The sequence below is a fragment of the Pseudomonas serbica genome (assembly GCF_028823535.1).
In the GTDB taxonomy this organism is placed as follows: domain Bacteria; phylum Pseudomonadota; class Gammaproteobacteria; order Pseudomonadales; family Pseudomonadaceae; genus Aquipseudomonas; species Aquipseudomonas serbica.
In genome coordinates, this window is sequence record NZ_JAQIYM010000021.1 from 23,573 (window position 1) to 41,732 (window position 18,160).

The 18,160-nt window shown below is 61.5% G+C and carries 17 protein-coding genes; 7 read left to right on the forward strand and 10 right to left on the reverse strand.

Annotated features, from left to right (window positions below; translation table 11 throughout):
• Nucleotides 1-85: 85 nt before the first annotated feature.
• Entirely contained in the window at nucleotides 86-784 is a 699-nt protein-coding gene (pyrF, locus tag NQL71_RS27205; RefSeq protein ID WP_162488913.1) for an orotidine-5'-phosphate decarboxylase, read from the reverse strand.
• Nucleotides 785-1,080: 296 nt separating this feature from the next.
• On the opposite strand from pyrF, the gene NQL71_RS27210 reads away from it, so the two are divergent.
• Together NQL71_RS27210 and NQL71_RS27215 are read left to right on the forward strand one after the other, a co-directional pair.
• On the forward strand, nucleotides 1,081-1,839 hold the full coding sequence (locus NQL71_RS27210; protein WP_046817706.1) for a response regulator: 759 nt from the start codon (nucleotides 1,081-1,083) through the stop codon (nucleotides 1,837-1,839).
• On the forward strand, nucleotides 1,839-2,891 hold the full coding sequence (locus NQL71_RS27215) for a sensor histidine kinase (RefSeq protein ID WP_046817707.1): 1,053 nt from the start codon (nucleotides 1,839-1,841) through the stop codon (nucleotides 2,889-2,891). The genes NQL71_RS27210 and NQL71_RS27215 overlap by 1 nt, the downstream gene beginning before the upstream one ends.
• Before the next feature lies 1 nt (nucleotide 2,892).
• Here NQL71_RS27215 and NQL71_RS27220 read toward each other — a convergent pair whose 3' ends face one another.
• The 9 genes from NQL71_RS27220 to NQL71_RS27260 all read right to left on the reverse strand — a co-directional run bounded on the left by NQL71_RS27220 (nucleotide 2,893) and on the right by NQL71_RS27260 (nucleotide 10,824).
• The gene (locus tag NQL71_RS27220) at nucleotides 2,893-3,945 is read right to left on the reverse strand and encodes an AI-2E family transporter (RefSeq protein ID WP_166620076.1); all 1,053 of its coding nucleotides are present in this window, start codon (nucleotides 3,943-3,945) and stop codon (nucleotides 2,893-2,895) included.
• Between the two features lie 69 nt (nucleotides 3,946-4,014).
• On the reverse strand, nucleotides 4,015-4,821 hold the full coding sequence (locus tag NQL71_RS27225) for a DUF4892 domain-containing protein (protein WP_077185620.1): 807 nt from the start codon (nucleotides 4,819-4,821) through the stop codon (nucleotides 4,015-4,017).
• Nucleotides 4,822-4,939: 118 nt separating this feature from the next.
• On the reverse strand, nucleotides 4,940-5,794 hold the full coding sequence (locus NQL71_RS27230) for an alpha/beta hydrolase (protein WP_046817710.1): 855 nt from the start codon (nucleotides 5,792-5,794) through the stop codon (nucleotides 4,940-4,942).
• Nucleotides 5,791-6,597 carry an alpha/beta fold hydrolase gene (locus NQL71_RS27235; RefSeq protein WP_046817711.1) on the reverse strand — a complete coding sequence of 269 codons (807 nt, stop codon included), beginning with the start codon at nucleotides 6,595-6,597 and terminating at the stop codon, nucleotides 5,791-5,793. Before NQL71_RS27235 ends, NQL71_RS27230 begins: the two co-directional genes overlap by 4 nt.
• A 113-nt stretch (nucleotides 6,598-6,710) precedes the next feature.
• The gene (locus tag NQL71_RS27240) at nucleotides 6,711-7,154 is read right to left on the reverse strand and encodes a hotdog fold thioesterase (RefSeq protein ID WP_046817712.1); all 444 of its coding nucleotides are present in this window, start codon (nucleotides 7,152-7,154) and stop codon (nucleotides 6,711-6,713) included.
• 32 nt (nucleotides 7,155-7,186) lie between these two features.
• The gene (locus tag NQL71_RS27245; RefSeq protein WP_274643658.1) at nucleotides 7,187-8,842 is read right to left on the reverse strand and encodes an AMP-binding protein; all 1,656 of its coding nucleotides are present in this window, start codon (nucleotides 8,840-8,842) and stop codon (nucleotides 7,187-7,189) included.
• 127 nt (nucleotides 8,843-8,969) lie between these two features.
• Nucleotides 8,970-9,425: a phosphohistidine phosphatase SixA gene (gene sixA / locus NQL71_RS27250; protein WP_046817714.1), complete on the reverse strand. Its 456-nt coding sequence runs from the start codon at nucleotides 9,423-9,425 to the stop codon at nucleotides 8,970-8,972.
• Nucleotides 9,422-9,769 (reverse strand): DUF4389 domain-containing protein, encoded by a 348-nt coding sequence (locus NQL71_RS27255; RefSeq protein ID WP_046817715.1) that lies wholly within the window; start codon nucleotides 9,767-9,769, stop codon nucleotides 9,422-9,424. Before NQL71_RS27255 ends, sixA begins: the two co-directional genes overlap by 4 nt.
• A gap of 29 nt (nucleotides 9,770-9,798) precedes the next feature.
• Nucleotides 9,799-10,824, reverse strand: a complete 1,026-nt coding sequence (locus tag NQL71_RS27260) for an NAD(P)H-dependent glycerol-3-phosphate dehydrogenase (protein ID WP_046817716.1) — start codon at nucleotides 10,822-10,824, stop codon at nucleotides 9,799-9,801.
• Nucleotides 10,825-11,019: 195 nt separating this feature from the next.
• Here NQL71_RS27260 and NQL71_RS27265 point away from each other — a divergent pair, with 195 nt between their 5' ends.
• The 5 genes from NQL71_RS27265 (at nucleotide 11,020) to fabB (ending at nucleotide 17,970) form a co-directional block, all read left to right on the forward strand.
• Complete coding sequence (locus tag NQL71_RS27265) at nucleotides 11,020-13,143, forward strand: TonB-dependent receptor plug domain-containing protein (protein WP_274643659.1); 2,124 nt, start codon at nucleotides 11,020-11,022, stop codon at nucleotides 13,141-13,143.
• A gap of 1 nt (nucleotide 13,144) precedes the next feature.
• Nucleotides 13,145-14,077, forward strand: coding sequence for an ABC transporter substrate-binding protein (locus NQL71_RS27270; RefSeq protein WP_274643660.1), 933 nt, complete (start codon nucleotides 13,145-13,147; stop codon nucleotides 14,075-14,077).
• A complete protein-coding gene (locus tag NQL71_RS27275) occupies nucleotides 14,074-15,975 on the forward strand; it encodes an ATP-binding protein (protein ID WP_046817719.1) in 1,902 nt (633 codons plus the stop codon). Before NQL71_RS27270 ends, NQL71_RS27275 begins: the two co-directional genes overlap by 4 nt.
• Nucleotides 15,976-16,222: 247 nt before the next feature.
• Nucleotides 16,223-16,738: a 3-hydroxyacyl-[acyl-carrier-protein] dehydratase FabA gene (fabA, locus tag NQL71_RS27280; protein WP_003179264.1), complete on the forward strand. Its 516-nt coding sequence runs from the start codon at nucleotides 16,223-16,225 to the stop codon at nucleotides 16,736-16,738.
• An 11-nt stretch (nucleotides 16,739-16,749) separates the two neighbouring features.
• Nucleotides 16,750-17,970, forward strand: a complete 1,221-nt coding sequence (gene fabB / locus NQL71_RS27285; protein WP_007957797.1) for a beta-ketoacyl-ACP synthase I — start codon at nucleotides 16,750-16,752, stop codon at nucleotides 17,968-17,970.
• The last annotated feature ends 190 nt before the right edge of the window (nucleotides 17,971-18,160 follow it).

An 18,160-nucleotide genomic window follows, 5' to 3' on the forward strand; every position in this document is an offset into this window, starting at 1 on the left:
GCTGGCTTGCCAGCGATGCAGGCACCGCGGTCATTCAGGTGAACCGCGGTGACACGATCGCTGGCAAGCCGGCTCCTATCAGTAATCAGGCCAGCTCAGCCACCACCGAAGCCAACGCCTTGGCCGGATCCGCCGCCTGGCTGATCGGACGGCCGATTACCAGGTAGTCGGAACCGGCGTCCAGTGCCTGGCGCGGGGTCAGGATGCGGCGTTGATCGTCCTGGGCGCTGCCCGCGGGACGAATACCCGGGGTCACCAGCTGCAGCGACGGGTGCGCGGCTTTCAACGCCTGGGCTTCCAGGGCCGAGCACACCAGGCCATCCATTCCGGCTTTTTCCGCCAGTGCAGCCAGGCGCAGGACCTGCTCCTGCGGCTCGATGTCCAGACCAATACCGGCCAGGTCTTCACGCTCCATGCTGGTCAACACCGTCACGCCGATCAGCAGCGGTTTTGGCCCGCTGCGCTGGTCCAGCACTTCACGGCAGGCAGCCATCATGCGCAGGCCACCGGAGCAGTGAACGTTGACCATCCACACGCCCATTTCCGCAGCCGCCTTCACCGCCATGGCCGTGGTGTTGGGGATGTCGTGGAACTTGAGGTCGAGGAACACTTCGAAACCCTTGTCACGCAGGGTGCCGACGATTTCCGAAGCGCAGCTGGTAAACAGCTCTTTACCGACTTTGACCCGGCACAATTTCGGGTCCAACTGATCGGCCAGCTTCAGTGCGGCGTCACGGGTAGGGAAATCCAGGGCGACGATGATAGGAGTCTGGCAGGCGGACATGAGTGGGCTCTCAGGCAAGTCGAAATCGGCGCGCATTGTAGCGGAACCAACGGCCCTGCGGGACCCGATGATCGGTAAATCGTCGAGAACGCTCAGGCAAGACTAGCCTCTGCGGCAATTGTGTCGAGTTCGGTACAGTCACGACACGCCTTCAACATCCTTGCCCGCTACCCTCTGCAACCGCAATTCGTCCCTACCACAGCACTTCCCGCCTCCGGGCTGGACGCCTATGCTGGAACCACAACCTCGCAGCCTATCTTTGTGGTTGGCAGCCAACCTGGCAGATGAACCCACGCATGCACAACATTCCAGCCCCCGTGAACGACGATCAAAAAGCGCCCGGCGACGATAGACGCTGGAGCATTCGCGCCCTGATCGTCGACGATGACGTGCCGATCCGCGAGCTGATGATCGACTACCTGGCCCGTTTCAACATCCACGCCAGCGGTGTCACCGATGGCGCCGCCATGCGCCTGGCGATGCAGGCGGAGCATTTCGACGTGGTGGTACTCGACCTGATGCTGCCGGGCGAAGATGGCCTTTCGCTGTGTCGCTGGCTGCGTGCTGAATCGGATATTCCGATCCTGATGCTCACGGCCCGCTGCGAACCCACCGACCGGATCATCGGCCTTGAGCTGGGCGCCGACGACTACATGGCCAAGCCGTTCGAACCCCGCGAACTGGTCGCGCGCATCCAGACCATCCTGCGCCGGGTGCGTGATGACCGCACCGAACAGCGCGCAAACATTCGCTTCGACAACTGGCGCCTGAACAGTGTGCTGCGCCAATTGGTTGCAGCCGATGGCTTGGTGGTGCCGCTGTCCAACGCTGAATTTCGCCTGCTCTGGGTGTTCATCGAGCGTCCGCGTCGGGTCCTGAGTCGCGAGCAGTTGCTCGATGCCGCCCGTGGCCGCTCGATCGAAGCCTTCGATCGCAGTATTGACCTGCTGGTGTCGCGCCTGCGCCAGAAACTCGGTGACGACCCCAAGGCCCCGCAACTGATCAAGACCGTGCGCGGCGAGGGATACCTGTTCGACGCCCGAGACATCGGCTGATGCGGGCGCGCTTCGATACGTTGTTCGGTCGCCTGTTTGGCGTGCTGCTGATCGCGATTATCCTGGCGCACCTGCTGGCATTTGCCTGGTTTCACTCTTACGGCCCGCCGCCTCCCCCTCCACCGCCGGCGTTATCGGGCAACGTGAACGGTCAACACTCAGCCACGGACCCACGCCTCGCCGAGCGTCCGCCTCGCCCATGGTTCGGCGGCCCCCTGGTGCCGCTGACCTTTCAATTGATCTCGCTGATCATTGCCGCCTGGTACGGCGCCAAATTGCTCAGTCGGCCGATTCAGCGCCTGAGCGATGCGGCCGAGCGCCTGAGTGAAAACCTCGACAGTGAGCCTCTGGAGGAATCCGGCCCACGGGAAGCGCGGCAAGCGGCGCACACCTTCAACAAGATGCAGCGGCGCATCATCGAGCAGGTCAAGCAGCGCTCGCGCATGCTCGGCGCTGTATCCCACGACCTGCGCACCCCCCTGTCGCGGCTCAAACTGCGGCTGGAACAGATCGACGACGACAAGCTGCAAGGCCAGATGCGCCAGGATCTGGACGACATGATCAGCATGCTCGATGCGACGCTCGGCTACCTGCACGAACAGCGCACCAGCGAGGCCTCACAGTGGATGGATGTGCAGGCGCTGGTCGAGTCCCTGAGCGAAAACGCCCAGGACCGGGGTGCCGATGTTCAGGCCAGCGGTCATTGTGCGCCGCTGCAAGTACAACCGATGGCGTTGCGTTCCTGCATCAATAACCTGCTGGATAACGCCTTGCGTTACGCCGGGCAGGCGCGGATCACCCTGCAGGATCACCGCGAACACCTGGTGATCCGGATCATCGACCATGGACCGGGTATCGCGGCGGATAAACGTGAAGCGGTCTTCGAACCGTTCTTTCGCCTGGAAGGATCACGCAATCGCAACTCCGGCGGCGTCGGCCTGGGCATGACCATTGCTCGCGAGGCGGCGCAACGGCTGGGCGGGCAGCTCAGCCTGGAGGAGACGCCCGGTGGTGGACTGACCGCGATCATCCACCTGCCCAGGCAAGATTGATTCAGCGACGATCGTCGACCCGAGCGTGACTCTTGCTCCAGTCGGTCAACAGGCTGTAAGCCACGGCCAGCAGGGTCGGGCCGATAAACAGGCCAATGAAGCCGAACGCGATCAAGCCGCCAAACACACCAAGCAACACGATCACCAGCGGCAAGTTCCCGCCCCGGCTGATCAGGTAAGGCTTGAGCACGTTGTCCACGCCACTGATGATGAACATGCCCCAGATGCCAAGGAACACCGCCATTGCGTAATCACCCTTCCAGACCAGCCAGGCAGTCGCTGGAATCCATACCAGCGGCGGTCCCATGGGTATCAGGCTGAGCATGAAGGTCACGATACCCAGCACCAGCGCACCGGGAACGCCGGCAATCAGGAAGCCGATCAGCGCCAGCACGGCCTGTGCCGCAGCGGTGCCGATCACGCCGTTCACCACCCGTTGCACCGTGCCCGCTACCAGCTCGATGTAATACCCGGCACGGTGGCCGATCAGGCGCTCCAGCAAACCATGGACAAAGGCCGCCAACCGCGGGCCGTCCCGATAGAAAAAGAACACGAAGACAATGCTCAGGGTCAGCTCGAGAATGCCGCTGCCAATCTGCGCGCTGCGCGCCAGCAACCAGTTACCGACCTGGCCCAGATAAGGCTTGAGCGACACCATCATCGCCGCGCCCTGCTGATCGATGCTGTTCCAGATCACCACCAGCCGTTCGCCCACCAAGGGAATGCTGCCCAGCCATTGCGGCGCTTCAGGCAGACCATCGACCTGCACATCCTTGATGAACGCCGTGGCATCGCGCACATGGTCCGCCAGGTTGAACCCCAGCCATACCAGGGGCGCCGCCACCAGCACCATCCAGCCCACGGTGAGCAAGGCGGCCGCCAGGGATTCGCGGCCATTGAGCCAGCGGGTCAGCAGGCGCATCAGTGGCCAACTGGCGAAGGCCAGCACTGCGCCCCAGAACAGGGCCGACCAGAACGGCGCCATCACCCAGAAGCTCGCGCCAAACAGCACCAGGAGCAGGATCTGCACCAACAGCCGATCGTTATTGATCATCACAGTCTCGATAAAATCATTTCAGCAAAAAGAGTAGGCGAACACGCCGCGCGCGTTCGCCGGATAACCCTAGCGCAGCAGTTTGATATGCAAACCGGAGCCGTCGACAGCACCGGTTTCCATCCGTGCCGCCCGAACGCCCTGCTCGATCAGCGACTGACGCCATGCTTCGGCATTGGGCCCCGAGACACTGACCCGCAAGGTGGTGTCCAGGTTCAGTCCCCGGGAGATCAGGCGCAGCCAGGTGTCATCGGGCGCTTCGGTCAACTTGGGGAAGTCGAGCTCGCCGGTACTCTTGAGCTCGCGCAGCAAGGTCGCGGAGGTGGGCAGCAAATCCCCCAACGGAGCGACGGCGTCGAACTGTTCGACGTGCAGATAGGCTTTACGGTTGCCACGGGTGATGCTGTAAAGCGCCACCAGCGTGTTGTCCCGAGGCGCGGCCAGGCGCAGCAGCAGGTACGCCTGCTCATTATCGGCGCCATAGAGCTTGGCGTTACCGAACACTTCGTTGGCCCATAGGCTGCTTTCGCCGCAATCTCGAGCCTGGCACCAGAACAGCAACTGCGCATCCTGCTGCTGCAGCGCTTCGCGCGCCGCGGTGAACGCCTCGGTGGCTGAATGCTCGGCCGGCAACTCATAGGTCACCGAGGTGACATTCCCACGGGCACTGACCTGGCCGTCAAAGCGCAACTGGCCGCTGATCTTGCGGATCGAGCCGAGCGGGTAGATCCGCTCCAGCTCTGCCGCGGGGCGATAATCGACGATCTGCGCATCGGTCATGCGCGGCACGATCGGCAGGTCCTGACTGCCCGGCAGATCGGCGGCTAACGATAGAGGACTGAAACAACAGAGCATCAGCAAACTGAGTGAGCGCATGGATAGACTCATCGGATCAGCACGACCTTGTGGCCAATCGGGGGCGCAGCGGTGTAGAGGTCTATCATGGTTGTCTCCCTTTTCAACCCGCCCAGCCTCGACAGTTGCCCGGCGCAAGTCAAGGAATGACGAAGAACCGATTGAAACAGTCTGCGACAAGATCGGCGCCGGCTTCATCATTCAGGTGCAAATGATGGCCGCCTGGCAGCTGTTCAATGCTCAAGGGTAGACGCTCCAGCAACTCGGGGTGCTTGGCGAGCATGCCATCGGCGGCGACCACCAGCTTCGCCGGGCAGGCGATCCGCTGGACGAAGGCCATGGCCTGCTCGGTGGTCAGGCGCAACGGCGACGGCAGCGTGAGGCGACTGTCGGTGCGCCAGGTGTAGCCGCCCGGCACCGGCATCAGGCCACGCTGGGCCAGCAGCTCGGCGGCTTCGCGACTGACCGCCACCAGGCCTTTCATGCGCGCTTCGATGGCGCGGTCGAGGGTGCTGTAGACCGGCTTGCGCTTTTCCCGCAGATCCAGCTGCGCCTGCAGGGCCATGCCCATGCGTTCGGCAGCGTTTTCGCCTTTGTCCGTGGGCGGAATGACGCCATCAATCAACGCCAGGTGGGTGACCCGCTCCGGTAACGAGCCGGCAATGATCAGCGATGCGATGGCCCCCATCGAATGCCCCAGCAACGCAAACCGCTTCAGCCCAAGCTGTTCTGCCACTTGCAGCACATCGTGGGCATAGTCCCACATGGCGTAACCGGCGCCCGGCGGGCGGTGCCCCGAATGCCCGTGACCGGCCATGTCCAGGGCGATAATGCGCAGGCCTTTGAGTTTCGGTGCCAGGCGGGCAAAGCTGTTGGCGTTGTCCAGCCAGCCATGCAGGGCAATCACCGGCAAACCGTCTTCGGGGCCAAACAGGTGCGCCGCCAGTTCGATGTGCGGCAGGTTCAGGCGAACTTCTTCAACGACATGGCTCATGCGCAATCCTGCTGTTGGCGAGCGCCCCAGCGGTTGAACAGTTTTTTCAGCAGCGTGGCCGTGTCCTGCGGGCGTTCCAGGGGAAACATGTGACCGCCAGGCATGCTCAGCGCCTCGCCCTTTGGCATACGCCCGACGGAACTGGTGTGATGGCGCATCACCACCTTGCTCTTTTGCCCGCGAACCACCGCCAGCGGCACTTTCAATTGCCGCGTCCTGCCGGGGCTGGTGTGCGGCACGCCACGGTAGATGCTGATTTCCGTGGCCGGATCGAAACGCAGGCGCAGCTTATCGCCCACTTGGTGCAATCCATATTGCAGATAGGCGTCGAAGCACTCCGGATCGAAGCTGCGAAACAGGGTTTTACCGGCGAAATAACGGCGCGCGCTGTCAAGGTCGGCGAACTCTTCCCGCCGCCCCAGGGTGCGACCGGCCGGGGTCAGGCGGTCAATGAAACCGAATCGCTTGGCGGCACGGATGACCCATTGGTCGGTACGGGTCAGCACCGGGGAATCGAGCATCACCACCCCGCGATACAACTCGGGGCAACGCAACGCCGCGTGCAGGTGCAGTACGCCGCCGAAGGAATGACCAACGCCCCACACCGGCTCCGGTTGTTGCTGCAGGTGGTGGATCAGTTCATCCACCAGGTTGTACCAGTTGTCATCCGCCGGGTACCGCGGGTCGTGAGCGTGCTGCTCCAGATGCGTCACCTGATATTCGGGTGCCAGCGCCGCAAACAACTTGCCGTAGGTCCCCGAAGGAAAACCATTGGCGTGGGCGAAAAATATCTGTTGCGACATACCGTTCGATCCATCAACGAAGACAAAGCCCGATTGTCCGCAAGAGCGCGTCCTACAGCAATGACCGTAACTGACAGGAAGGATGACAGTCCGGTCAAAGCCATCGTCCACCATTACCTTGCTGGCGGATTCTCACCCAGCGGCACTACCGCCATGGTTAGCCGCGACACACAACTGGCTTTGCCTTCGTCACTGGTCAAACGGATATCCCAGACATGGGTCGTACGCCCGATATGAATGGCCTTGGCCACCGCCGTCACCCGCCCGCTGCGCAGGCCGCGCAAATGGTTGGCGTTGATTTCCAGGCCCACGCAATAGAATTTGCTGGTATCGATGCACAAATAGCTGGCCATCGAGCCGACCGATTCAGCCAGCACCACCGAGGCGCCGCCATGCAGTAAACCGTAAGGCTGGTGAGTGCGATGATCGACGACCATGCTCGCGGTGAGGGACTCTTCATCGAAGGCTTCAAAACGAATGTCCAGCACTTCGCCGATGGTGTTTTTCTGAAGTGCGTTCAACTGTTCGATGTTCGGAGCGGTACGCCACAGACTCATAGCAGAGTTTCCTTGTTGATTTTGTTCGTGGCTCAATCCTGCCACAGCACCGCTTCACTGTGTTCGCTCCATTCTTCGAAGCGGGCGCCGTAAGCGGCTTCGATCACGTTGCGCTTGATCTTCAGGGTCGGCGTGAGAAAGCCGTTTTCCACTGCCCAGCTGTCCTTGACCACCACCAGTCGCCGCAAGCGCTCGTGCTTGTCCAGGGCGTTGTTGACCTCTTCCAGAAGTTTTTCCAGGCTTGAATGCAATCCGGCCCGTGCCTCCTGCTGCCCGACAGCCGAGAGTACGCACAAGCCCAGCGGCGCACTCAAGCCATCACCGACCACGCACACTTGCTCGATACGCGAATGCACCGCCAGGCGGTTTTCGATGGGCGCCGGGGCCACGTATTTGCCTTTGCTGGTCTTGAAGATTTCCTTCAGGCGCCCGGTCAGGCGCAGGTTGCCTTCGGCATCTTCCTCGCCCTTGTCGCCGGTGCGCAGGAAGCCATCCTCAGTGATGGTATCGGCGGTTTTCTGCGGCTCCTTGAAATACCCGAGCATGGTCGCGCCGCTGCGCACCATGACCTCGCCCGATTCGTCGATGCGCACCTCGACCTCCGGGCATGGCCTGCCAATCCAGCCCTGTTTGTAATGTCCCGGCAGACAAATGTGCGAGTAGCCGCAACTTTCCGTCATGCCGTAGACCTCCAGCACGTCCAGCCCAAGCTTGCGGTACCACAGCAGTAAACTCAGCGGCACCGGCGCGGCACCGGACAGGGCAACGCGCAAGGCATCGAGCCCCAACCCCGCGAGGACTCTATGCCCGACCCGCTTGCCGATGATCGGCAGACCGAGCAGGAAGTCGAGGCGCTTTGCCGGAATCTTGCTGTACACCCCCATCTGGAATTTGGTCCAGATGCGCGGCACGCCGAACAGTGCAGTGGGCCGGGCACGTTTTAGATCAGTGAGGAAGGTATCGAGGCTTTCGGCAAAAAACACAGTTTGCCCGGTATAGATCGATGCCAGTTCGACGAACATCCGCTCAGCAACGTGGCACAACGGCAAATACGACAACAACCGATCCGACTCATTCAGGCCGAACAGTTGCGTGCCGCGCGTGGTGGCGAACGCCAGATTGGCGAAGCTGTGCATCACGCCCTTGGGCATGCCGGTGGTGCCGGAGGTGTAGATGATGGTCGCCAGTTGATCGGCGGTGGGCCTGGGGTCGTCCTGGATCGGTGAGCTGCGTTGCAGGTCGGCCCAGCTGTAATCGAAGGTGCCGGGGGGATGCAGCGGCAGGCTGATGGTCGGCAGATCGGGACTAACCCCTCGGGACATGCCTGGCCAGTCGTCAAGTTTGCCGATGAACACCAGCGCCGCTTCCGAGTGTTCGAGCACCTGGCCCACCGATTCGGCAGTGAGGTTGGGGTACAGCGGCACCGAGACATGCCCGGCCATCCAGATCGCCAGGTCGGCAATGATCCAGTGCGCGCAGTTTTTCGAGATCAGGGCGATATGACTGCCTTGCGGCAGTTCCCGCGATCGCAGCCAATGGGCCGCGCATCGGGCCTGGTGACCGACGTCTTCCCAGGTCAGGGTCTCGACCTGCCCACCGCCCACTGGCTGGACAAGAAAACGCTGGCGGGGATGACGTGCCTCGCGCTCGTAGAAGATGTCCAGGGGCAAACGCGAAGCAGCAGGCATGGGACTCGCTCCTTTGTTTTTTGTGCTTTGGAGCAAGCGTAGTTAACCAAGCAAGTGCTTGGTTAACTTTTTTCGAGAATCAACAGCAAAAGATCGCAGCCTGCAGGGAGCTGCGATCTTTTGGCGTTTATGGTTGCTTGATACTGTTGAGTTTCATGGAGCCGACCAACAACTCAGCACCATCGAGCTGCGCCAGACCGGCAGTGTCGACCCGCTCCGGCGGATGCCCGGCACCGTGTTGCAGGTAACTCAGCAGATTCCCCACCAAAGGGTTGTGACTGACCAGCAGCACGTCGCTGACCGCGACCATCTGTTCGGCCACCTTGTCCGGCTCGGTGTCCGGGGTCAGCCATTCCACAGTGCGGATTTCCGGCTCGAACCCCAACGCGTCGCGCACCAGCTGCGCGGTTTCCTGTGCTCGCCGGTACGGGCTGGCGTAGATGGCAGTCAGCGGCTGCCCGATCAGGTTGGCAGCGCTGCGCAGCACTTCCTCGCGCCCGTGCTCCGTCAGTTCCCGCTCCGAATCGTGGGGACGGGAGCCGTGTGGCACGGCTTCCCCATGACGCAATACCCAGAGTTTCATAGTTTGGGTTCCTCATCCCGGGCCGGGTGTGGCGCAGGCGCCACGGCGTGCGGCGCTTCACCTTCCGGCGTACGCGGCGTCGGCCAATCGGCGAACGGCCAGGGTTTCTGGTCGCTGTGAAAACTGCCGAAACGACCGATCTGGGCCAGGAACTGGCTCAGACTGTCGCCGAAGTTCATCAGGCTGGCGCTCGGGGCGCCATAAATCAAACGATAGATCAACTGCACCAGTACCACAGCGCCGAGCAGGAACTGCGCCACCTGCCAAACCAGCAGGAATACCACCATCCACAGCACCCGAAGCAGAATGGACTCGTATCTGGCTTCTACTTTTTGATCACTCATGTCTCGCTCCGTTCCGGTGAAGTAATGTTTCAGTTGAAGCCACTGGTGGAAATAAAGTCGACGTCGGTCTTCGGCTCGCCGCGCATCAACAGCTCGATCACCTGCTCAAGCGTGCGCCCTTCGAACAGGATCGCGTGCAGCCCGGCGACTAACGGCATGTACACGCCAACCTCCTGGGACTTGGCCTTGAGCACCTTGAGGGTGTTCACGCCTTCGGCAACTTCGCCCAGTCGATTGACCGCCTCTTCGAGGCTCAAGCCCTGGCCAAGGGCGAATCCGACCTGATAGTTGCGGCTTTTTGGCGACGAGCAGGTGACGATCAGGTCACCCACGCCCGCCAGACCGAGGAATGTCATCGGGTTGGCGCCCTGATTCACGGCAAAGCGCGTCATTTCCGCCAGTGCCCGGGTAATCAGCATGCTCTTGGTGTTTTCGCCCATGCCCATCGCCACCGCCATGCCGGCGATGATCGCGTAGACGTTTTTCAACGCCCCGCCCAGCTCCACGCCAAAACGGTCGGCGCTGGCATACACGCGGAAGGTGCGGCCATGCAACACCTCCTGGACGTGCTGGCAGAGTTCTTCGTCTTCACTGGCGACCACGGTGGCGGTCAACGCGTGCTCGGCGATTTCACGGGCCAGGTTCGGCCCGGACAACACGCCGATGCGAGCCAGTGGCGCGATCTCTTCGAGAATCTGACTCATCAGCTTGAACGTGTGGGCCTCGATGCCCTTGGTCAGGCTCACCAGCATTTTGCCGCTCAACCGTTCGGCGTGCGGGGCCAGCACCGAGCGCAACGCGCTGGAGGGTAGCGCGACGAAACTCAGGTCGCAGGCCTCCAGGGTGGCCTGCAGATCGGTGACCGGCGTCACACCGGGCAGGATCTTGATGCCTTTGAGGTATCGCGGGTTCTCGCGGTTGACCCGGATGGCCTCGGCCTGCTCGGGGTCACGCATCCATTGCAGGACTTGATGTCCATTTTCTGCCAGCAAGTTAGCCACGGCGGTACCAAAACTTCCGCCTCCCAAGACTGCGATCGGGCGCTGTTCAGTCATATGCAATCCGTTAATCCATACCAGTGGCGATGCCGGCATTATACGGCGCGCCCACGTGTCGGCCAGTCCCCGCGTCAATTACCGGCATGCGTAGGAAGAAGTCCGGAAATACATAGGAAAATGCTTACATCGTGACTGGAAAAGTCAACGGGCTCGGTTAACATGCGCGCCATCGATCGTTGACAAGGATGTGATGTGTCCCTCGGTTCGCCTTCTCCCCGTACGCCCTTGGTACTGGCGCTGGTACTCAGCTCGCCAGCGCTGGCCGACGACTTGTTTCTAGACGGCGAACCGTTGCCGCAGGTACTCACGGCCACGCGACTGAAGCAGTCGCCGGCCGCCGTGCCGGGGAGCATGACGGTACTCGACAGCGCGCTGATCAAGGCCAGCGGCGCCCGGGATATCAGCGAAGTACTACGCCTGGTACCGGGCATGATGGTCGGCCATATCAGCGGCAATCAGGCTACGGTGAACTACCACGGCACCCGCGCCACCGATGCGCGGCGCATGCAGGTATTGATTGACGGCCGCTCGGTATACCGCGCAGGGCTGGCCACGGTGGACTGGAGCGATATTCCGGTGGCCATGGAGGACATCGAACGCATCGAAGTTTTCCGCGGCCCGAACACGGTCAGTTATGGCGCCAATGCGTTGATGGCGGTGGTCAACATCATCACGCGCAACCCGGTCGACAGCCATGGAACTCGAATCAAGGTCACCCGCGGCCAGCGTGGCATCGACGACTTCTATGCGAGCCAGGGCGTGGGTTGGGAGGATGGCGATTTGCGTCTGTCGCTGTCCGGTCAGCAAGACGATGGCTTTGACTCCGATCGCAACGGCGGCGACTACCATGACAGTCGACGCCTGAAGCGCTTCAACCTTGCCGTCAGCCAGACCCTCGACGAACGGCAAGGCATCGATTGGCAAGTGAGCGCCAAGGATGGCACCAATCAGCGACCCTATACCTACCAACCGGTGTTCTCGGGGATTACCCGCGAAGGGGACAATTCCGACGTCACCGCCAAGGACTACGCCGGTTCGCTGCGCTGGAACTTCGACATTAATACCCGGCACAGTCTTTATATCCAGGGTTCGGCCCAGCATTGGGACCGTCAGCAAACCTGGCGTGCATGCGATGCCGAGCTTTCGTTCAGTCCCGAACTCACCGAGCTGTGGCGACTCAACCCGAACTACACCGAACGCCTGGCGCGCAATATCGAGAGCTTTCTGGGCACCGGTGCACCGGACGGCGATCCGGCCCAACGCGCACTGGCCAATCAAGTCCTCGACCAGTGGCGCAACGGCGCCCGGCAAACGGTTTGCGGTGATATAGACCAAAGCACCCGGGAGTCGCGCTACGACCTTGAACTGCAGGACACCCTGAGCCTGTCCGATAACCTGCGGCTGGTCAGCGGCTTGAACTATCGTTACGACCGGGCAGACTCCGAGACCTACTTCAATGGCACCCTCGATGACACCACCTGGCGAGCATTCGGCCAGCTCGAATGGCGCGCCAGCGAACACTGGCTTGTGCAGGGCGGCGCCATGTTCGAAGACACGCAGTTGAGCGGCAGCTCATTGACCCCGCGGATGGCGATCAACTATCTGATCAATCCGCGCCACGGCTTGCGTGCGGTGTACTCGGAAGCTATCCGCTCACCGGACATGTTCGAAAACAGCGTCAACTGGAGCTATCAGGTCACGCGCCTGCAACCCGGCGCCTATGGCCAGTCCAGTGCTCGCTATTTCGTCAAGACCCGCGGCCCCGGCGACCTCGACCAGGAACGCATGCGTTCCCGGGAACTGGGCTACAACGGTTTTTTTGCCGAGTCGGGGTTGGCTGTCGATGTAAAGCTGTTCTACGACGAGATCACCGGGATGATCAGTGAGCCGCTGCGCAACAATCAGTACATCGCCAGCAACGCCAACACCGCACGCTACACCGGCGCGGAGACTCAGCTCGACTGGAAAATCGGCAGCGCCGACCGGTTGCGCCTGACTTATGCCTACGTCGATGCTGACGCGAGCAATCCGCAGGATGCACAACAGACCGCACGCAACAGCGGCTCAGCTGCCTGGCTGCGCGACTGGGGCCACGGCTGGAACAGTGCACTCTTCTATTATGGTGACGACGCGCTCAACGGCTATCGCTTCGAACGCGTCGACACTCGCATCGCCAAGCGCATCCGCCTGGGCAAGGCCCATCTGGAGCTGGCTGGCGTGCTCCAGCAGCGCCTCGACAAACAGCCCACCACCTTTATCGACAACAATTATGACGAGCGTCGGGTGATGTATTTCAGCGCGGAGCTGGCGCTTTAAGATGCCGCATCGTCCGTCGCGCAAGCCGCCAACCCTGGCCCAACTGCTGGCCATTGTCTGCCTGGTATTCGGTGGCTGGCTAAACAGCCTGTCGGCCGACGCCGCGGACATTCTCCTGATCGGGGTCGACGACAGCCCCGGCATGCAATCCTTTGCCCGGGCCCTGCGGCAATTGCGACCGGCCGACAACGTGCACTTTCAACCACTGGCCAGCCTGCCGCCACCGGGCAAGCTGGAGGCAGACACCCGCTTGATCCTGCTCGACCTGCCCAGTCTCGACTGGCGCCTGCAGGACATCCACGGCCCGGCGACGCTGGTGCTGCGCATCAGCCGACTGCAGGCACGGCAACACCTGGGCCAAGCCCTGCCCGCGCACCTCTGCCTGCTCTGGAGCGATCCGCCGCTGGACCGGCAATTGCGCCTCACCCGCGTGCTGCTGCCCGAGGTCAAACGGGTTGGCGTGCTGTACGACCGCCATAGCGAATTCCTGTTGAAGGAACTGCGCCAGGCCGCCCATCCCTTGGGTCTTGAAGTGGTCACCGAGCGTTGGGACAACACTCAGGACAGTCGTCCTTTGCAGGCGTTGCTGGAGAATAGTGATGTATTGCTGGGCCTCGACGATCCCGATCTGTACAACCCGAAAACCGCGAAAAACCTGTTGCTCAGCAGCTACGCGCGCCAACGGGCCCTGATCGGCCCCAATGCAGGGTTCGTCAAGGCCGGGAGCCTGGCCAGCACCTACAGTGATCAGGACGACTGGCTGGCAATTCTCGATGAACTACTCGACCAACCGCCCGCCACCTGGCCGCGCACGCAGTACCCACGCCGCTTTAAAGTCACAAGCAACCTTCAGGTGTCTCGCTCCCTGGGTCTGGAACCGGTGAACGATGCGACTGTCGCGACGCTGCTGGCAGAAGGAGAACGCCACCCATGACCTTCCGTCGCCGCTGGGACATCAGTACCCGCACCCAGATCATCAGCCTCGGCCCTGCCCTGCTGCTGACGTTGCTGTTAATCAGCTTCTTTACCTTCGTGCGGATCCAGGACTTGCGCCAGGAGCTCAACCACACCGGCCAGTTGATTGCCAACCAACTGGCGCCGGCCACCGAATACGGGGTGATTTCGGGCAATAACGAGGTCCTCGAAAGCCTGCTCAAGGCCACGTTGGCCACGCCCAACGTGCGGTTCCTGGAAGTGCAGGACAGCGCCAACCGGATTCTGGTGTACGTCGAACAACCCTCGGCAAGCTACCACCAGCCGCACCAGGTCGAAGTGTTCCAGGCCCCCGTACGCCTGCAGCGAATCGCGCTGCACAATGATTTTTTCCAGGACGGCAAAGTGCCCCCCACGGCGCCCGCCGAGGATTATCTGGGCCGGGTGATCGTCGGCCTGTCCAATGACGCGTTCAACCAGCGCCAGCAGGAAATCCTGCTCAAGGCTGGCATCCTGGCGCTGTTCGCCCTGCTGTTTACCTTCCTGGTTGCCCGGCGCCTGGCCTCGAGCCTGTCGCAACCCATCCGGGATATCGGTGATGCGGTGAAGGCGATCCAGGCCGGCGACTACAAAACGCCCCTGCCCATCGTCGACGACACCGAACTGGGTGCCCTGTCGCAACACATCAACAACCTCGCCAAGGGGTTGGAACAGGCCAGTCATGAGCAGCATCAGGCCATGGCGCAGTTGATCCAGACCCGCGAGGAAGCGGAAAAGGCCAACAACGCCAAGTCAGATTTCCTTGCCATGATGAGCCACGAACTGCGCACACCGATGAATGGCGTGCTGGGCATGCTGCAGCTGCTGGAAACCACCCAGATGACCGAGGAACAGGTCGAATATGCCGCGCTGGCCTCGGAATCCACCGAGCATCTGCTCAAGGTCATCAATGACATTCTGGATTTTTCGCGGATCGAACGCTCGGAACTGGAACTGGAACACATTCCCTTCAATCTCGCGGATCTGATCGCCAGCTGTGCCCAGTCATTCCAGCACAGCGCCGTACAACGCGGGCTCGACCTGCAGTTGCAGATTCCGGCGGACATGCGCGCGCTGCAGGTTCAAGGCGACCCGACGCGCATCCGGCAAATACTGGTCAATCTGGTTGGCAATGCTCTGAAGTTTACCGAGCAGGGCCGGGTCTCCATCGAATCGCAGTGGCAGTCCCTGGATCACGAACTGCTGTGGTTCACCTGCACGGTACGCGACAGCGGAATTGGAATTCCCTCGCAAAGCCTGGAATTGATGTTCGACGCGTTTCAGCAGGCCGACAGTTCCATTTCAAGACGCTATGGCGGTACGGGCCTGGGCCTGCCGATTGCGCGAACGCTCGCCGAACGCATGGGGGGCACCTTGCGCGCCCAGAGCGAGGAAGGCCGTGGCTCGGTGTTCACCCTGGAAATTCCGCTGGCGTTGTATCAACAGGCCTTGCCAGCGCGAGTACCGCGCGTATCGACCCACAAAGGTGACGGCGAAGGGCGCAATGTGCTGCTGGTCGAGGACAACCCGGTCAACCAGACGGTGATCGAAGCCATGCTGCGCAGCCTGGGCTTTACTGTCAGCGTCGCCGCCGATGGCGCACAGGCTGTGCGCAGTGCCGAGAGCCTGATTTTCGAAGCGATACTGATGGACTGCCGACTGCCGGTCATCGACGGCTATGAAGCCACTCGCCAGATCCGTGAACTGCCCGGTTGCACCGACTTGCCGATCATCGCCCTGACCGCCAACGCCTTGCAGGGTGATCGGGAAGCCTGCCTGTCGGCAGGAATGAACGATTACCTGGCCAAGCCCTTCAAACGAACCGATCTACAGCAAATTCTGCAGCGATGGGTGCAGTAGTACAGGCCTTTCGAGCATCTGCGACTGGCGTGAAAGGCGAAAGTGCGGCAGTCTTAGGCACCCGTACAAGTCCGAAATTGGGCTTGATTAAAAATTTCAGTGCACAAGTGTACATTCATGTCCTTGGTGCTGTGACTTTCACTACAACGCAATAGTCTATGAGTAGGCTGCCGGTTCGAGGCATGAACGCTTCGATCGGCCGGGAAGATTTGCCCCACCTGCCGCATGGGACTATTGAGGAGCTCGCATGACCAAACAAAACGCCTTTACCCGGGAAGACCTGCTGCGCTGCAGTCGCGGTGAGCTGTTCGGCCCAGGTAACGCGCAACTGCCCGCCCCGAACATGCTGATGGTCGATCGCATCACCCTGATCAGCGAAGAAGGTGGCAAGTACGGCAAAGGTGAGTTGGTCGCCGAGCTGGATATCACTCCGGACCTGTGGTTCTTCGCCTGTCACTTCGAAGGCGATCCGGTGATGCCGGGCTGCCTGGGCCTCGACGCCATGTGGCAACTGGTCGGCTTCTTCCTGGGCTGGCAAGGTCTGCCGGGCCGCGGTCGTGCGCTGGGTTCTGGCGAAGTGAAATTCTTCGGCCAGGTCCTGCCGACTGCCAAGAAAGTCACCTATAACATTCATATCAAGCGTGTCCTCAAAGGCAAGCTGAACCTGGCCATCGCCGACGGTTCGGTGACTGTCGACGGTCGCGAAATCTACACCGCCGAAGGCCTCCGGGTCGGCGTGTTCACCTCCACTGACAACTTCTAAGGGTTATCCGCATGCGCCGCGTCGTTATCACTGGTCTGGGCATTGTTTCGTGCCTGGGCAATGACAAAGAGACCGTCTCCGCTAACCTGCGTGCAAGCCGCCCTGGCATCCGGTTCAACCCGGAATATGCCGAAATGGGTCTGCGTAGCCAGGTTTCCGGCTCCATTGACCTCAACCTTGAAGAACTGATCGATCGCAAGATCTATCGCTTCGTCGGCCACGCGGCGGCATACGCCTACCTGGCCATGAAAGACGCCATCGCTGACTCCGGCCTGACCGAAGAGCAGGTTTCCAACCCGCGTACCGGCCTGATCGCCGGTTCCGGTGGTGCATCGACGCTGAACCAGATGGAAGCGCTGGACATCCTGCGCGAAAAAGGCGTCAAGCGCGTTGGCCCATACCGTGTAACGCGGACCATGAGCAGCACCGTTTCCGCCTGCCTGGCCACGCCGTTCAAGATCAAGGGCCTGAACTACTCCATCGCTTCTGCCTGCGCCACCAGTGCTCACTGCATCGGTACCGCCATGGAACAGATCCAGATGGGCAAGCAGGACATCGTCTTCGCCGGCGGCGGTGAAGAAGAGCACTGGAGCCAGTCGTTCCTGTTCGACGCCATGGGCGCACTGTCCAGCAAGCGTAACGACACCCCGGAACAAGCTTCCCGCGCCTACGACGCCGACCGTGACGGTTTCGTCATCGCTGGCGGCGGCGGCATGGTCGTGGTTGAAGAGCTGGAACACGCCCTGGCCCGCGGTGCGAAGATCTACGCGGAAATCGTTGGTTATGGCGCGACGTCCGACGGCTACGACATGGTTGCCCCAAGTGGCGAAGGCGCGATCCGCTGCATGCAGCAGGCGCTGTCCACCGTCGACACCCCTATCGACTACTTGAATACCCACGGCACTTCGACTCCGGTCGGCGACGTCGCGGAAATGAAAGGCGTGCGTGAAGTGTTCGGCGACAAGGCTCCGGCCATCAGCTCCACCAAGAGCCTGTCGGGTCACTCCCTGGGCGCCGCCGGCGTTCACGAAGCGATCTATTGCATGCTGATGATGGAAGGCAACTTCATTGCCGGCTCCGCCAACATCGACGAACTGGACCCTGAAGTGGCCGACCTGCCGGTGCTGACCAAGACCCGCGAAAACGCCACCATCAACACCGTGATGAGCAACAGCTTCGGCTTCGGCGGCACCAACGCCACGCTGGTACTGAAGCGCTGGGAAGGCAAGTAATTCCCCGCTGCTGAGCCGCACATGAAAACGCCCCGACTGGTTCGGGGCGTTTTTTTTTTGCCTTCAGTGAATGGACCAACACTGCGCGCCATGTGGGAGCGGGCTTGCTCGCGAAGGCGGCTGCACATTCAACATTGATGGAACCTGAGACTCCGTCTTCATGAGCAAGTCGAATCGTCGAACCGCCGCT

Excerpts from the sequence above, each read along its gene's own strand:
- pyrF (WP_162488913.1), bottom strand. The coding sequence starts at position 784 with ATGTCCGCCTGCCAGACTCCTATCATCGTCGCCCTGGATTTCCCTACC.
- NQL71_RS27210 (WP_046817706.1), top strand. The coding sequence starts at position 1,081 with ATGCACAACATTCCAGCCCCCGTGAACGACGATCAAAAAGCGCCCGGC.
- NQL71_RS27215 (WP_046817707.1), top strand. The coding sequence starts at position 1,839 with ATGCGGGCGCGCTTCGATACGTTGTTCGGTCGCCTGTTTGGCGTGCTG.
- NQL71_RS27220 (WP_166620076.1), bottom strand. The coding sequence starts at position 3,945 with ATGATCAATAACGATCGGCTGTTGGTGCAGATCCTGCTCCTGGTGCTG.
- NQL71_RS27225 (WP_077185620.1), bottom strand. The coding sequence starts at position 4,821 with ATGCGCTCACTCAGTTTGCTGATGCTCTGTTGTTTCAGTCCTCTATCG.
- NQL71_RS27230 (WP_046817710.1), bottom strand. The coding sequence starts at position 5,794 with ATGAGCCATGTCGTTGAAGAAGTTCGCCTGAACCTGCCGCACATCGAA.
- NQL71_RS27235 (WP_046817711.1), bottom strand. The coding sequence starts at position 6,597 with ATGTCGCAACAGATATTTTTCGCCCACGCCAATGGTTTTCCTTCGGGG.
- NQL71_RS27240 (WP_046817712.1), bottom strand. The coding sequence starts at position 7,154 with ATGAGTCTGTGGCGTACCGCTCCGAACATCGAACAGTTGAACGCACTT.
- NQL71_RS27245 (WP_274643658.1), bottom strand. The coding sequence starts at position 8,842 with ATGCCTGCTGCTTCGCGTTTGCCCCTGGACATCTTCTACGAGCGCGAG.
- sixA (WP_046817714.1), bottom strand. The coding sequence starts at position 9,425 with ATGAAACTCTGGGTATTGCGTCATGGGGAAGCCGTGCCACACGGCTCC.
- NQL71_RS27255 (WP_046817715.1), bottom strand. The coding sequence starts at position 9,769 with ATGAGTGATCAAAAAGTAGAAGCCAGATACGAGTCCATTCTGCTTCGG.
- NQL71_RS27260 (WP_046817716.1), bottom strand. The coding sequence starts at position 10,824 with ATGACTGAACAGCGCCCGATCGCAGTCTTGGGAGGCGGAAGTTTTGGT.
- NQL71_RS27270 (WP_274643660.1), top strand. The coding sequence starts at position 13,145 with ATGCCGCATCGTCCGTCGCGCAAGCCGCCAACCCTGGCCCAACTGCTG.
- NQL71_RS27275 (WP_046817719.1), top strand. The coding sequence starts at position 14,074 with ATGACCTTCCGTCGCCGCTGGGACATCAGTACCCGCACCCAGATCATC.
- fabA (WP_003179264.1), top strand. The coding sequence starts at position 16,223 with ATGACCAAACAAAACGCCTTTACCCGGGAAGACCTGCTGCGCTGCAGT.
- fabB (WP_007957797.1), top strand. The coding sequence starts at position 16,750 with ATGCGCCGCGTCGTTATCACTGGTCTGGGCATTGTTTCGTGCCTGGGC.